13 protein-coding genes are annotated in these 14,580 nt (G+C 35.2%); 9 read left to right on the top strand and 4 right to left on the bottom strand.

The window, feature by feature from the left end; translation table 11 throughout:
- Positions 1-145 precede the first annotated feature (145 nt).
- The 9 genes from BW951_RS09205 (at position 146) to BW951_RS23125 (ending at position 11,173) form a co-directional block, all read left to right on the top strand.
- Positions 146-2,173: a type VI secretion system Vgr family protein gene (locus BW951_RS09205; RefSeq protein ID WP_084196399.1), complete on the top strand. Its 2,028-nt coding sequence runs from the start codon at positions 146-148 to the stop codon at positions 2,171-2,173.
- A 3-nt stretch (positions 2,174-2,176) separates the two neighbouring features.
- Positions 2,177-3,229, top strand: coding sequence for a LysM peptidoglycan-binding domain-containing protein (locus tag BW951_RS09210; RefSeq protein WP_076392055.1), 1,053 nt, complete (start codon positions 2,177-2,179; stop codon positions 3,227-3,229).
- A gap of 13 nt (positions 3,230-3,242) precedes the next feature.
- Entirely contained in the window at positions 3,243-3,770 is a 528-nt protein-coding gene (locus BW951_RS09215; protein WP_076392057.1) for a hypothetical protein, read from the top strand.
- A gap of 90 nt (positions 3,771-3,860) precedes the next feature.
- A complete protein-coding gene (locus BW951_RS09220; protein ID WP_076392059.1) occupies positions 3,861-5,171 on the top strand; it encodes a hypothetical protein in 1,311 nt (436 codons plus the stop codon).
- A 149-nt stretch (positions 5,172-5,320) separates the two neighbouring features.
- Positions 5,321-5,671 carry an immunity 51 family protein gene (locus tag BW951_RS09225; RefSeq protein WP_076392061.1) on the top strand — a complete coding sequence of 117 codons (351 nt, stop codon included), beginning with the start codon at positions 5,321-5,323 and terminating at the stop codon, positions 5,669-5,671.
- Between the two features lie 634 nt (positions 5,672-6,305).
- Positions 6,306-9,143, top strand: coding sequence for a DNA polymerase I (polA, locus tag BW951_RS09230; RefSeq protein ID WP_076392576.1), 2,838 nt, complete (start codon positions 6,306-6,308; stop codon positions 9,141-9,143).
- Positions 9,144-9,154: 11 nt separating this feature from the next.
- Positions 9,155-10,360, top strand: coding sequence for a 5'-methylthioadenosine/S-adenosylhomocysteine nucleosidase family protein (locus BW951_RS09235; RefSeq protein WP_076392063.1), 1,206 nt, complete (start codon positions 9,155-9,157; stop codon positions 10,358-10,360).
- Positions 10,361-10,479: 119 nt separating this feature from the next.
- Positions 10,480-11,064, top strand: a complete 585-nt coding sequence (locus tag BW951_RS09240) for a hypothetical protein (RefSeq protein WP_139326137.1) — start codon at positions 10,480-10,482, stop codon at positions 11,062-11,064.
- A complete protein-coding gene (locus BW951_RS23125; RefSeq protein WP_262487836.1) occupies positions 11,045-11,173 on the top strand; it encodes a hypothetical protein in 129 nt (42 codons plus the stop codon). The genes BW951_RS09240 and BW951_RS23125 overlap by 20 nt, the downstream gene beginning before the upstream one ends.
- Positions 11,174-11,179: 6 nt before the next feature.
- On the opposite strand, the gene BW951_RS09245 is transcribed toward BW951_RS23125, so the two are convergent.
- The 4 genes from BW951_RS09245 to BW951_RS09260 form a co-directional block, all read right to left on the bottom strand.
- Positions 11,180-12,424 (bottom strand): hypothetical protein, encoded by a 1,245-nt coding sequence (locus BW951_RS09245; protein ID WP_076392068.1) that lies wholly within the window; start codon positions 12,422-12,424, stop codon positions 11,180-11,182.
- A gap of 226 nt (positions 12,425-12,650) precedes the next feature.
- The gene (locus tag BW951_RS09250; protein WP_076392070.1) at positions 12,651-13,286 is read right to left on the bottom strand and encodes an FEKKY domain-containing protein; all 636 of its coding nucleotides are present in this window, start codon (positions 13,284-13,286) and stop codon (positions 12,651-12,653) included.
- Between the two features lie 96 nt (positions 13,287-13,382).
- Positions 13,383-14,117 carry a protein phosphatase 2C domain-containing protein gene (locus BW951_RS09255; RefSeq protein WP_076392072.1) on the bottom strand — a complete coding sequence of 245 codons (735 nt, stop codon included), beginning with the start codon at positions 14,115-14,117 and terminating at the stop codon, positions 13,383-13,385.
- A 36-nt stretch (positions 14,118-14,153) separates the two neighbouring features.
- A complete protein-coding gene (locus BW951_RS09260) occupies positions 14,154-14,549 on the bottom strand; it encodes an immunity 22 family protein (protein ID WP_076392074.1) in 396 nt (131 codons plus the stop codon).
- Positions 14,550-14,580 lie beyond the last annotated feature (31 nt).

Consider the following 14,580-nt stretch of genomic DNA (forward strand, 5'->3'; position numbering starts at 1 on the left):
TTACACTGAATTATTTCATCTTTTTCAATGAATTCTTTAAAAATAGAAGTTACATTGAAATTCGATAACAAAAATTTATTTGATGTAAAGTCGGATAAATTTTAGCATTTAAAACAAAACACATCAAATCACAAAATATCAGGCTATGTTTAAGGATGAAAATATGCCCAAAACGCCTTCTTCAACAGGAGAATCTTCAATGCTGATGAATGAGAATTTACAGCCGAATAAACCTTTTTTGGTGGATGAAAAACTCTGGTCTCAGCAACCGACTTCGAAAATACACAATGCAAAGGCAATTCCCGAAAGTCAGATTCAGGGAATCAACCGCGTGGTAAAGCTGGATATTGTTGTTGAGGGAAAAGCGGTAAAGCATTTTAAACACTTTCAGTTAAAACAAAGTGCGACAAGACATCATGAATTCAGTCTTTTATTAGCACACGATACATTGGGAAGCGCAGAAAATCATAATCTGGAAGCAGCTCAGAATTTTTTAGGCAAAAGAATTACCGTAGTTTTTAAATATAAAGACCTCGAAGATGGTCCGGAAAGAAGTTTTGTAGGAGTTATCACGGAAGTAGGATTCAGTCAGGAAAAAGGAAGTCTTGGAAATATAGTTCTTACAGGATGCAGTCCGACGGTTTTGCTGGATGCGGCTCCACATATTCAGAGTTTTGGCGGTGCACAGGAAATCAGCCTGAACAGCATTGCCAATGAGGTGATTAAAGAAGGTTTCGGACATGGAAAATTCGATTTTCGCGTAGATGCACAACACGGAAATGTTTCTTACAGCTCTCAGTATGAAGAAACCCACTACAATTATCTGGCAAGAATTGCGGAAGCCTATGGCGAACAGTTTTTTTATGACGGTGAAGTGTTGCATTTCGGAAAACTTCCTCCACAGGAAAAACCTGTAAAGCTTACCTACGGAAGCAGCGTGAATGATGTGAAGATCAAAATGAAAGCACAGCACGTAAATCCTACATTCTACGGCTACAACAGCAGTAAAAACGAAAAATTAACAACGGGGAATTCCAAAATCAGTCATACCTCAGATATTGCCAAAAGAGCGTATGAAATTTCAGAAAGAACGTTTACGACGCCATCTTTAAGAGTTGCTCCCATTAAAGCAGCCTCTTTTATGGATATTGATGCTTCACAGAAAGGAACCGCCGGAAGTAAAGCTTCCGATGTTTTCATTACTTCCGGTGAAACTACCATTCCTTTTCTTTATCCGGGTTGTATTGCAGATATCGAGATGAGAAAAACCGATACGAACGCGACCGCTTATTTCACCAAATTAATGATTATTGAAGTTAATCATGAAGTAGATGCAAGAGGATATTACACCGGAACTTTTGAAGCGATTGCTTCAGACACAGGATTTATTCCGCGTCCTGAATTTCAGTTGCCGAAGGCGGAACCTCAGTTTGCCAAAGTGATTTCCAACTCTGATCCGATGAATCAGGGAAGAGTAAGGGTACAATTCGACTGGCAAAACGGCGCAACCACTACAGAATACATTCGTGTAATGACTCCAGATGCGGGAAGCAGCGATAAAGTGAATAAAAACCGTGGTTTTATGGCAATTCCGGAAGTCGGAGATCAGGTAATTGTAAATTTTGTACATCAACATCCGGATCGTCCCTTTGTAATGGGGGGAATGTTTCATGGTGCAATTGGAGCAGGTGGTGGAACCGGAAATAATATTAAAAGCTTAAGCAGCCGAAGCGGAAATAAGCTCGAACTGGATGATGGAGCAGGTTCTGTTTTTCTTACCGATCAGGGTGGTGCGAATATGAAGTTTGACGGAGCAGGGAATGTAGTACACAATGCAAATAATGACAGCACCAAAACGGTTGGGAATAATAAAACCGATAAAGTAGGTAACAATAAAAAGCTGGAAGTAGGTTGTGATCATATTGCAGATGTGGGAAATACTCATAAAGTAGAAGTAGGAAAAGGGAAGAGTGTTTTTACAATGGATAATACAGGAACTATTGATTTAACAGGAGTAAAACAGGTTAAATTAAAGGTTGGCAACAGCGAAATTATCATTACTTCTGATAAGATTTCTATTACAGGTGCTGAAGTGGATATCAAAGCGGGAGAAGCTACGGCAAATTTTAAAGGAAATACCAAAATAACCGGAGGACAGGTTGATATTAATTAACAGATGGAGTTTATAAAGTACGAAATTAAAAAGGGTGATACACTGGAATCTATTGCAGCGAAACAAGGCATTTCAGTAAAAGAGCTTGTCGATTTTCATAATTTATATTGTGGAACGACAAATTTTATTATTGGAAACACGCTGCCTATTCATCTTCAGACTCTATGGGTGGAAAAAAAGACGAAGGAGGAAATCAACAGGGCAATAGAAGACGTAAAATTTCCGCGAAAAACAAGATACAGATGCGAACAGTTCAACACCACCAAATTAGAGGACAGAATAACGTTTCACTGCAATACAAAAAAAGAATATGTGGTTGAAAAAGATGCTGCCAGTACAAAAGCGAAAGTCAGGCTTAAAGAATATTTATACAAAATAAATCCTGAAAATATGGCTCTTGCCATAGAAGCGGTAAAAGAACTGGAATTTGATAAAGAAAATGTCATTTTCGAACTGGAATCTGACAATACCATAAAACGCGTACAGAATTTCCCTGAAATTAAAGAAAAGTGGGAACTTTTTAAACCCAGATTAAAATCTTCAGAATTTTACAGGCAGGTAGAAAAAATCAGTCCGAAAGCGGCTGAAGATATTATAAAAGGAGGTGGAGTGGAATTTGAAAGCGAAGCCAATCTGAGAAAAACATATGATAAGTCACTTCTCTATCATGTTCTTTTCAATGATTATGATGCCCGTAAAAAAAGCATACAGAATAGCACGCTAAAATTTATTTCCCAGATATTTGTAGATATTCATATTGAGCTGGAATTGCAACATTCCATTATTAAGGAAGACGATTATTTTATAGAATTTAGAACAGTGGGAACACTTTTAAGAGATAAAATAGACCATTCTGTACTGGAACAGCAGTACAATAAGTTTTATAAACCTATTATCGAATATGGTTTCAGCGAATATAACTATGATTATCGGATCAGAAGGATGGTTGACAAAAAAACAGGAACCATCGTCAATGCTTTTGCCTTAATGAAAGAAGAAGTGAAAAATAATTATCAGTTGGTCACCCAGTTTGATTTAAAGCAAATTGAATATTAAAAGTATCTTAGTTATGGCGGATAAAGTATTTACATTCAATAACGTTTTACCCTTTCATATTGTAAAAACTCTTTTGGTGATTATACCTTGTTTAATGGCTTATGGTGCACTCTATTATTGGTTGTTTAAAGGAGTATTCAGACTCTCATTTGCCATGTTCTTTATTCTTTTTTATCTTGGGACCTGTTATCTTATACTCAAAGCAATGTCCGTAAAAGTGAAAATATGGTTTGATGAAAACTTTTTTTACCTGCAAAAAGGAAATCAGTCTCCTGAAAAGTATTCCAAAACAGAAATAGAAGGATTCTACGCTTATGATTATGAAACCAAAGCTCCGGCATTGCAGAGTTCAAAAATATACTTCAGATTCTGTCTGAAAAATAAGACAGATATTTATTTAAATGATGTTGAATACAGAAATAAATATGAAGAGGAAAAAGGAAATGAACTTAAAAAATTACTGAAAGCGGCTCAGAAAGAACTTAATTTTTCAAAAGAAGAAAAGAAAAGCCTTCAGAATATTTACTGGTATTCAAAGTAAAATGAGTTAAAGATAGTTAGTATAAAAGAAGTCCTTAGTCCAGACTTACCTGCAAATTGATGATGTTTAAATCAAATAAAATACAACATTATGAGTGCTTCATATATCCCGAAAGATGTTTATGCAGTCTGTACATTTCAGACGGATTCGGAACCCAGACAATTAATTCCCACAAGAGAAACGATCACGGTTTTCTATGGATCAGATACAACACGACCTTTATTAACGGTTGAAGACCGTAATATCAATAAAGAATTTCCCTGTAAAAGCCCTAAAAATGCAATGTGGGGATTTCTTTGTTTTGGAGCCGGTCTTATTGTAGGAGCGCTTCTGGTGTTATCCGGTCCTGTAGGTTGGGCGGCACTGGCTGTAGGAGTGGGTGTTCTTGCGTGTGCAGGTGCTGCAGTGTATCATGCCACAAAAATAAACCATTTATGCACCGAATCTTTAGGAAAAGGAAGCTGGAAGATTGAACATGAAAAAGTAACCTTTGATAGATCTAAGGCAATCACCCAGAATTCTATACTCGTTTGTGATACAGGTGGCTTATTAAGCCCGATTTTTAGTTATGCCGTTGCTAAAAAATACGCACAGCAGATCGATAGCAATAACGGAAAAGAAATTTTTCTTAATGCGGCTGCATCTTTTTTTGGAGGAGCAGGAATTGTGATTGCCGGAGCTGAAATGGGAATTGCTAAAACATTATTATGGATGGGCGTAACGATGGGTGTAATGAATGAATTAAGCTACTGGGAAAGAGAAGGTATCCGAAACAGCTCCCTGGAAGATAACAGCCATTATCAGGATATGAATAAAGAAGCGGATGAAAACAGCAGAATTCCGGGCTATTTAAATGATGTACCGGAAAGCGTTACAGGCATTACTCCTTCAGATCTGGCAAGTCCCGATATTCTTGAGCTTAATGAGAAAGGAGGATTAGCAAGCAGAGACGGAAAAACGCCGGTTTTCTTTAACGGCAAATGGTATGTTCAGGACTGGCAGAAGAATCTGATAGAAATAAAACAGGGAACAGCCTTATCCAAAGACTTAACCGCTTTAGAAGGAATAGATTCCCGCGAAGTATGGAAAACCCCCGAAGGAAAAGCAATTGTAGAGAATATTCGTAATGGCAAATACTCAGAATCGCTTGTCGCAACAGCCAAAGACGGCTTAGGAAGAGTACGTCCCCGAAACCTGCCCAACTTAGCCAGAGAACTTCCCGCTATAAAAATGCAGAACATCAAAAATATAGGAAAACTCGGCGTAAAAGGAGGAGGATTTGTAGGATTCTTTTTTCCGTTTATTGCAACCTATTTTTCAGAAGATTCAAGAAAAATACTGGCTCTGGCAATGGCGGAAGACTTTGGAAAAGGCATCAATGTAGTGGCGGATGAAGCCTGAAATAAAAGACTTATCTGAGTTTCGTATAAATTCTCGTAACAATAATTCATGATAAAGATAATCTCGAAAACGTTAATAAATGTTATAAAAAATAAATGAGCTCAGAAATTTATTATCTTTAATATTCAATTAATTTTAATAAAAATAGTATGGAAGCCTACAATTTTGAGACTGCTATTAAGCCCTTTTTTTGGGTATCCTCAGAAAAAACATATTCAGTATGTTTAAACGCAGGAACGTACAAACCTGAAATTTTCGAATGGAGAAAAGACGAAGGTTTCGAAGGCAACGGTTACGACTGGACTTCACTGGCAAAAGTTTTTGTAGAAGAGAAAAAACCGAACCTGTCGGACGATATTAAATTCGATCCGGAAGCCGATATGTTCTGTGCCTATTCCAGCAATCCGGAAAGCCTGAAAGAATTTATTTCTGAATTCAAAAAAGCCTGTGAAGACGAAATGCTGATTCAGGATCTCTTTTCAAAAGCCGAAATTGATTAAATATCCCTTAAAATATTCAAAAAGATCTCAATTTGAGGTCTTTTTTATTTGTAGCATTCCGACTGTTTAAACAATTTCGATCCAAAATCTGTTCTTTCTTATCCTGTGAATGAAAATATTTTAAGGAGCTGTTTCTCGCTTTCCGCACTCGCTATTTCTTTAGTTTCGGCTGCGACGGCAAAGCCGCCGCAGCCGAAACTAAAGAAATGAGCTCAGACAAATGCTGCAATCGAGGCTAGGACAACGGAAACGTTGAAATTTTCAGTAAGATTAGTACTCATTCGTCAGAATGACAGCTCATATTGCCTGAAAATCGACTTCGGAAGCTGAAGTGTTAAGAAAATGAATCAGATGAACGTTAAAAAAATTCTACTGTCTGAGCGCGACAGAATTTTAAACTGAAGAACCAATTTACCATTCGCGCGAGTTTTAGAATTTTTAGAGCATAGGATTCATTTTTAGCATTCAGCTTTCCAGTCTTGAATTTTTGTTTCTTTTGTTTCAGGACAAAAGAAAAATATTTAGAATAGAATTCAATATTTAGATTCTTTCAAAAGACAATTCGCACTGTTATTTTAATTCAACACAAAAGAAAAAGAAAAGTAATTTCTTATCTTTGTTCCTTATGGAAAATATGGACGCAACACAAGATAAAAGGTTATTTCTCATCGATGCTTATGCGATGATTTTCAGAGGATATTACGCATTAATCAGAAATCCGAGGCTTACAAGTAAAGGGCTGGACACTTCTGCCATCTTCGGATTTACGAATTCTTTAATTGAACTGATCAGAAGAGAAAAACCAACCCATTTGGCAGTGGTTTTTGATGTAGGAGAGGCAAGTATAAGAACCGAAGACTTCTCAGATTATAAAGCGAACCGAAGCGAAACGCCTGAAGCCATTAAAAATGCGATTCCATACATTCACAGGATTTTAGAGGCAATGCACATTCCCATTTTGGGAGTTCCGGGATATGAAGCAGATGATGTAATCGGAACCATTGCCTGCAAAGCAGAAAAAGAAGGCTACGTCACATTCATGGTAACGCCGGATAAAGACTTTGCACAGCTTGTAACAGATAAAATCAAAATTTATAAACCGGGACTTAAAGGCGGCGATATTGAAATTTTAGGCGTTGAAGAAGTCAAAGCCAAATACGAAATTGAAGATCCGAAACAGGTAATCGACTTTCTTGCGATGATGGGAGATGCAGTCGACAATATTCCCGGACTGGAAGGCGTTGGTGAAAAAACAGCCATGAAATTCCTGAAAGAATTCGGAAGCATAGAAAATCTTTTAGCCAATACAGATCAGCTTAAAGGAAAGCTGAAAGAAAAAGTGGAAGCTTCAGCCGAAAGAGGAATTTTATCCAAAAAATTAGCGACCATTATCTGCGATGCTCCTGTAGAATTTCATCAGGAACAGTACGATCTGGAAACGCCTGATTTTGAGAAAGTAAAAGAAGTCTTTGAAGAAATAGAATTCCGTAGATTATACGAAAATCTTTACCGTGCTTTTGCTCCGGCTGCAGCGCCAAATGTAGTTACAGAAGTGGAAGTAACGGTTACAGAAACGACTCCTCAGCAAAAAGTTGCACAGGCAGTCGGACAGTTGGATCTTTTTGCCACTTATGAAGATCTTGATCAGGCAACCTCTACAAAATCGACGATTGAGCAGAATGATCACCTTTATCAGTTTGTAGATAATCCGAAAGCACAGAAAATTTTAGTCAATAATTTATTAAAACAAAAAGTAGTCTGCTTCGATACCGAAACCACCTCTCTTAATGAACTGGAAGCCGAATTGGTCGGGATGAGTTTTTCCTACAAAAAAGGTTTGGCGTATTATGTTCCGTTATCCGAAGATCAGGGAGAAGTTCTGCAGACACTGGAAATTTTCAGACCGTTTTTCGAGAAAGAAGATCTGGTAAAAGTAGCGCACAACTTAAAATTCGATTATAAAATCCTTAAAAGATACGATATTACGGTAAAAGGAGCCATGTTTGATACCATGATTGCGCATTACCTTTTAAATCCGGACGGAAGACACGGGATGGATTATCTTTCGGAAGTTTACTTAAATTACAAACCTGTTTCCATCGAAACCATCATCGGTAAAAAAGGAAAAAAACAGGGCAATTTCCGTGATGCGGATCTCAGAACCCAGACCGATTACGCTGCAGAAGATGCAGATGTAACTTTCCAGTTGTACGAATTGTTTGCGCCACAGCTTAAAAAAGAAAATTTAGAAGACTTATTCTTCAGTATAGAAATGCCTTTGATGGAAGTTTTGGCAAAAATGGAACTGGAAGGAATTTCTCTTGACGAAAAATGGCTGGCTCAGGAAAGTATTGATCTTGAGAACGATCTAAGACAGCTCGAATCCAAAATATTTGAGATTTCAGGGGAAGAATTTAATATGAATTCTCCAAAACAGCTGGGTGAAATTTTATTTGAAAAAATGCAGCTTGATCCGAAAGCGAAAAAGACAAAAACCGGACAGTACGCAACTTCGGAAGATGTCCTTCAAAAACTGTCTTCAAAGCACGAAATCATCAAGCATATTCTGGAATACAGAACCTATCAGAAATTAAAATCGACTTACGTTGATGCATTGCCGTCACAGATTGAAAAATCCGATAACCGCGTTCATACCAATTTCTCACAGACTACGGCTGCAACAGGTCGTCTGGCGAGTGTAAACCCAAATTTACAGAATATTCCGATCCGAACTCTGAGAGGTCAGCAAATTCGTGGAGCGTTTGTTTCCGCAGAAGGAAAGAAAATTATTTCTGCCGATTATTCCCAGATCGAACTTCGTCTGATTGCCGAAATTTCAGGGGAAGACAATATGATTAAAGCGTTCCAGAACGGGGAAGATATTCACGCTTCTACGGCGGCAAAACTGTTCAATATTCCATTGGAAGAAGTTTCCAAAACACAGAGAAGTCAGGCAAAAACCGTAAACTTCGGAATCATTTACGGACAGGGCGCTTTTGCATTGGCAGAGCAGACCGGACTTTCAAGAACAGAAGCAAAACAAATGATTGAAGCCTATTTTGAAACCTATCCGAAACTGAAGGAATACATGGCGGAACAGGTAAGAAAAGCCCGTGAAGTCGGTTATGTGGAAACACTTTTAGGCAGAAAACGCCATTTAAAAGACATCAATTCCAATAATTTTGTGGTTCGTGGTCACGCGGAACGAAATGCGGTGAATGCTCCTGTTCAGGGAAGCGCAGCAGATGTGGTAAAAATGGCAATGATTAAAATTCAGAAAGAACTGGAAAAGGAAAAGCTGCAGACAAAAATGCTGCTTCAGGTACATGACGAATTAATTTTTGAAGCCCCGATTGATGAGGTGGAAGTTGCCAAAAACATCATTAAAATGGAAATGGAAAACGCCGTTGAAACGCAGGTTCCGTTATTGGTTGAAGTTGGAGTAGGGAATAACTGGCTGGAAGCGCATTAAAATTTTTATTTATGGAGGAAAGGAAAATACATTATAATTTAAAACCATTATTAGCAAATTTAAATCGATTAGCAAATTTCAAAGATTATTTAGAATCAAGTGAATTCCATAATATTTTGTTAGAATATGGATATGATGAATTGTGGGAAAAAAATATTAGTTATACAGGAATTTTAGGACGACAAGAAGTTAATAAAACATATGTAAATTGTTTAAACTTTATGTTATTAATTTGGATAGATTCTAATGGCGATGAACGAATTACTAAGAGAATAAATGAATTTTTAACTTTTACAATTTCTGGATATATTGAATTTAATGAAATCAAAAAAGATTTTTCTAAATTAATTAACAGTTTAGATTTTGGACCTGATACAAAAGCAACTCAAGATAAAATAAATGGATTATTATCATCAAAAGTATATGAAGAAACTGTAATGGATAAAAATGAAATTGAAGAAGTAACTCAATCTGTAGAAATTGATTATGCGATTATTACTGCTCTTGAAGATGATGAAATGGAAAAGATATTACCATTAATTGTAAAAGAGGGAGAAGTTGAAGATTCGAATAATTATATTGAATATGGTTATCTTAGAGATAAACCAAGTAAAAAAATTGTATATGCTTCACAACATAATACAGGAATGGTAGATGCTTCTATTTTAGCTTCAGAACTTATAATTAAGTTTAAGCCAAAATTTCTAATTATGATTGGGGTTTTGGGAGGAAAGCCGGCAGAGACAAGTATTGGTGATGTAATTATTGCGAATAAAGTTTTTGAAATTGATCGAGGAAAACTAACCGATGTAGGTTTTAAAAAAGAAGCTTCGGTTGCTAATCTTAAATCAAGAGAAATCATAAAAATAAATAGGAAAAAAAGGGAAATAGAAGATTTTATAAAAGGAGTTGATGAAACTAGAAAGTCTCATGTACAATTACATTTTGGTCCTATTGCTTGTGTTAATCAAGTTATAGATGTTGAAGACTTTTTTCAAGAAAAAATAACTACTGTTGATAGGAAAGCTATTGCTTTAGAAATGGAAAGTTTCGCTATAGTCAGAGCTTGTGAACTACTTAATAATGGAGAAACTAAACCTTTAATAATTAAATCTGTAATGGACAATACTCAAGATAAAACAGATGAAGGAAAAACGTATGCTGCATGGACAAGTGCTAAAACATTAGAGTTCATATTATTAAATGATATAATTTAGAGTTACTAAAAAATTAAAATAAATACTTTCACAACAACGTGAAAGTTTTTTTATTGATCGGTTTGAAAAAGCAATTTTTACAAAAATATTAATAATTTTAAGTGAACAAATTTTATCTGATGAAGTTTTTATTTCTGCTTTTCCCTATCATTATCTTTTCCCAAGCGAAAAAGGATTCTATTTATGAAAATTATATATATTCAAAAGCGAAATGCATTGAAGAAAATAAAAAAGATAAGATTCTGTATGATAAGCTAAAGCATGAAGCTTCCGAAATGGACTTCAATTCTTTAACCAGAACCTTAATAGATAATTTGGATGAGCGACAATTTACCAGAAGATACATTAATTTCAGATACAGTGTTTTTAGATTAGAATGTGGAAGTTTCGATCCTGCCGAATATGAATGTGAAAAATACAATCTCAAAGATCCGTTTTATAATCTTCGAAATTGGACAACTGATGATTTGATTTATTTAGGGAAAAAATTTAAAGATAAATTTATCATTCCAAGTTCGGTTGGCAGTGGTTTTGGATATTATGAAGGATATTATTACGTGGATAAAGAAGATGCAGAAAAATTCAAGAAATTTAGTGTAGGAAAAGTCAAGGAGTCCGGAGCAGAATTTTACTACTATTCCAAAAATAGTAAAAAATTCTTTGGAAATCTCAGTAAATACAGGGATGGATTACATTCAATTTAGTTTTTATAATCTGCCGGATCATCAGGTAAAAGTTTATCAGTATATCAACAGTAAAAAAACAGTAAAAACTTACGAATATAAATATGATAAGTGGGAAATTATTGAGTAATTCAATTTACATCAAACCTTTCCCTTTCATTTCCTGATAAACCAGTCCCAGACAGCTTTGTCCTTCCGTATTTTCGTCCCAGTACATATCATGAACTTTGATGCTGTAGAGCATGATAAAATCAATAATGCTGAATTTTCCGATAGGATAAACTTCGTAATTGATATTAAACGGCTTATTGGAAGCTCCTTTAAAAGAGATTTCAGAGTCTCCGGCAATTCCGTCTTTTCTGAAGTTGGAACCTAAAGCATCGGCTGCAGAATACACATTCAACCACTGAAGCTGATCTCCGGGTTGGGTTTGGCGGTTGTTGTAAAATTCAGGATAATAAGAATTTACAAATTCATAAGGCGTTCCGATAGTGATAATGGCTTCACAATATTCTAAAGCATTTTTAGAGGCTTTTATGCCGTAGGGAAAAACATAGTCTAATGCGAGAACACTTCCGAAACTGTAGGCATGAAAATGAATTTTAGAGTCTTTTTCGTTTTCCGTAATGTAATCTACAAGGTGTTCTAAATTTCCCTGAATCAGTTGTTTTTTTGAGCCGTGCTGCAAATAATCGTTGGCGCAGACGAAATTGGTGGCAAGATTTGTGATAATGGTATTGGCGTTTGGAACAAGCAATACCAACAGTGCTGTAAATAAAATAATCAGTTTAGAAAACCAGTTAAAATCTATACCAATATAGCGTTCATGGGAAAGATCGATAAAAATTCCTTTCATCGAAATATATTTCAAATCTCCAATGGGAATCAGTTTTCTGAGTTCAGTCATTTTTCCGCTTTCCTTTGAGAAAAACTGACCTGTAGCTTCGAGAACGGCAGGAAACATCAGAACTAAAGAAAGCGATAAAATTAAAAATATGGAAAATACATACATTAACTGTCCCGGCTTCGAATAGTTTTTGGGGATAAAAATCCGTTTGATGATTAATGGAAATTTCCTGATAACCAATGCGAAAAGCCAGAGACTTTTGTAAATAAGCGTCCTTCCTTTGAAATCCTCGGTGAGAATTTCGTTGTATTTGAAGTCGTAAAATTTGTAAACGGGATTTTCGGGTGATTCTTTTTCGAAAATGCTTACAACGGTACTTTCCCTGTTTTTGCTGTAATGGATTTTTTCAATTTTGGTCTCATACTGGTAACCATTTGTATTGAAATTGATTTCATTTTTTAACCGTTCTGCATAATTTTCAACCGAGTTACTTTTTGAAATTCCCAATCCGGATATATAGATTCCTATTTTCATGGCTGAGCGTTTTTTAAGAAGTAAAAATTAGATGAAAGGATGAATTAAGCATACATCCTGAATGACGATAAAAAAGAAATAACTTATCCTGAATTTTCGGATAACTGATGTTGAGATAATTTCATGTTTATAGTTTTTAAGGTTATTAAAATCAATTTAAATAACTGATTGTTAGTTTGTTTTAAACTTAGCTATTTTTTCTTAGAAACTAAATTATTAATGAAAATTATTTTTGAGGATGCAATTCTGTTTTTTTTAATTTCTCAATTTCATCAAGCATCTTTTTGTTCCAGTCTTTACCATTTCGTTTTTCGAGATAAGGCGTTACAATTTCCTCGTATTTATGACGACCTTCATTTTCAATATAATCTACGGTGCAGCCTGTATTTTCCAGATAAATCCCATAATGGCTTCTGATACTGTCAATTTTACGATAAGTTTCCTGATCATACATAAAAATTGGCAATCCATAGCTTTTAAAAACAATGCTGTCATTTTTAATGTCTTCTTTTGCCTGTTGAATGTATTCATTTTCACTTTTCGTAATCGCTTTTCGGGTATTAAAGAAAGTGCTTAAATTATAATAACCTATCCATAAAAGCATTATTCCGCACAAAACGGTAAAAGCCAGAAGAAATCTGTTTTTAGGGCTTAAATTCTTAATTCTGATGTGACTTATCAGCCAGGAAATCAGGACAAAAAATGCCAGAATAAAAAGAAGGTAATGAGGCTGACTTTCCGAAATAACGGTCAGGAAATCAAACTTTATCGGATAAAGAATAAGATAATTTCCTAAAGTATAAACAACGATAAGCAGGGATAAAACAGCTATAGCAATGCGAAGTAACTTTTTAGAAATCATCTTATTAAGTTATGATAAAGCAAATGTAAGGAAAATCATTTCTGCTCATCAACATGATAAAAACAAAAACTTAATCTATTATATTGAAAATAAAATTTACTTTATAATTCTTATGATGGCAAGATCATCAGTAGGTTTCATTCCGTAATGATGTTCAAGTTTTTTTAATTTCAGGGAAAGCATTTCTTCAGATTCAACATTGTTTTTATCATAGAGAAGATAGTCTGCCGGATTGATTTTTTCGTTGTGATCTGTCTTTTTAATTGGGATGAAAGATGAAATTCCGTCTGTAGCAATAGAAACATCTTTAAGCTTAGTGAATCGTATTTTCTGAGTCTGATTGCCGTACCATTCTTCGAAATCTTCTTTCAAATGATAGGTCAGATAATCCGGTTTGTTGTCTCTTTCAAATTCTGTTGTTTTTCCATTTACGGAAATAAAACCATCTCCGATGCACATGATAATTCCTTCGTCCTTTTTGGTGTCGTAAAGAAGAATAATCAATGTTGTAAGAAGTTCTTTTTCATCAAGCAATAAATGATTTTTGACGGTTGTAATTTCTTTAAACAGCTCTTTTAAAACAGCTTTTAAATCTTCTTCAGGATCAGAATTTTTCTCTGTTTCGTATAATTCTTTATAACCTTTTTCAATGCATATTTTACGCAGGATCTTCCCAAATAGTGCAGAAGCAAACTGACTTTCCATAGCAGTTGAACATCCATCCATTACAGCACAAAGAATCTTATTGCTCCCTATTTTCTTTGTGATGAGAAAATCTTCGCAATGATTAATGTGGTAATCGCCAATCTGAAGAACAGAATAAATGTTCATTAATAATTTGAAAAAGGTTATAAGTTTTTAAATATTTTACGCAGAATATTCAATTCCTCCGATGTAAACCAAAGAGAAAAAATCTGTTTCTACGGAAGTCGGTTTCGGAATCTGCTTATTCAGGAAAATAATGGAATTGATATCAAAATCAAGATTCAGTTCGTTGAGCCTGTTGATTAAAATCGGGAGCCACTGTTCGGCAAAAGAATAGTCTGCAAATTTTTCGTAAATGGTTCCGTTTCCGTTTTCATAGCCGTATTCTACAAAGTCGTGATCCAGCCAGATGGTGTCCTGAGATTCTGCAAATTTTGAAATAAAAACATCATCAGAATCTTCTTCCAGATAAAAATTTTCATCTTCTTCCACAAATTCATAAAAATCTTCCTCGCTTTTGAAATTTCCTACCCAAAAGTCTAATGTGTCTGTAGTCATTTGCTTTTCTAATTTTAAACGTAATAAAGAT

The sequence above is a fragment of the Chryseobacterium gambrini genome (assembly GCF_900156825.1).
GTDB lineage: Bacteria > Bacteroidota > Bacteroidia > Flavobacteriales > Weeksellaceae > Chryseobacterium > Chryseobacterium gambrini.

Bases quoted from the DNA above. Each gene is read 5' to 3' on its own strand.
- BW951_RS09225 (WP_076392061.1), top strand. From the start codon at position 5,321: ATGGAAGCCTACAATTTTGAGACTGCTATTAAGCCCTTTTTTTGGGTA.
- polA (WP_076392576.1), top strand. From the start codon at position 6,306: ATGGACGCAACACAAGATAAAAGGTTATTTCTCATCGATGCTTATGCG.
- BW951_RS09255 (WP_076392072.1), bottom strand. From the start codon at position 14,117: ATGAACATTTATTCTGTTCTTCAGATTGGCGATTACCACATTAATCAT.
- BW951_RS09210 (WP_076392055.1), top strand. From the start codon at position 2,177: ATGGAGTTTATAAAGTACGAAATTAAAAAGGGTGATACACTGGAATCT.
- BW951_RS09220 (WP_076392059.1), top strand. From the start codon at position 3,861: ATGAGTGCTTCATATATCCCGAAAGATGTTTATGCAGTCTGTACATTT.
- BW951_RS09260 (WP_076392074.1), bottom strand. From the start codon at position 14,549: ATGACTACAGACACATTAGACTTTTGGGTAGGAAATTTCAAAAGCGAG.
- BW951_RS09235 (WP_076392063.1), top strand. From the start codon at position 9,155: ATGGAGGAAAGGAAAATACATTATAATTTAAAACCATTATTAGCAAAT.
- BW951_RS09205 (WP_084196399.1), top strand. From the start codon at position 146: ATGTTTAAGGATGAAAATATGCCCAAAACGCCTTCTTCAACAGGAGAA.
- BW951_RS09245 (WP_076392068.1), bottom strand. From the start codon at position 12,424: ATGAAAATAGGAATCTATATATCCGGATTGGGAATTTCAAAAAGTAAC.
- BW951_RS09240 (WP_139326137.1), top strand. From the start codon at position 10,480: ATGAAGTTTTTATTTCTGCTTTTCCCTATCATTATCTTTTCCCAAGCG.
- BW951_RS23125 (WP_262487836.1), top strand. From the start codon at position 11,045: ATGGATTACATTCAATTTAGTTTTTATAATCTGCCGGATCATCAGGTA.
- BW951_RS09215 (WP_076392057.1), top strand. From the start codon at position 3,243: ATGGCGGATAAAGTATTTACATTCAATAACGTTTTACCCTTTCATATT.
- BW951_RS09250 (WP_076392070.1), bottom strand. From the start codon at position 13,286: ATGATTTCTAAAAAGTTACTTCGCATTGCTATAGCTGTTTTATCCCTG.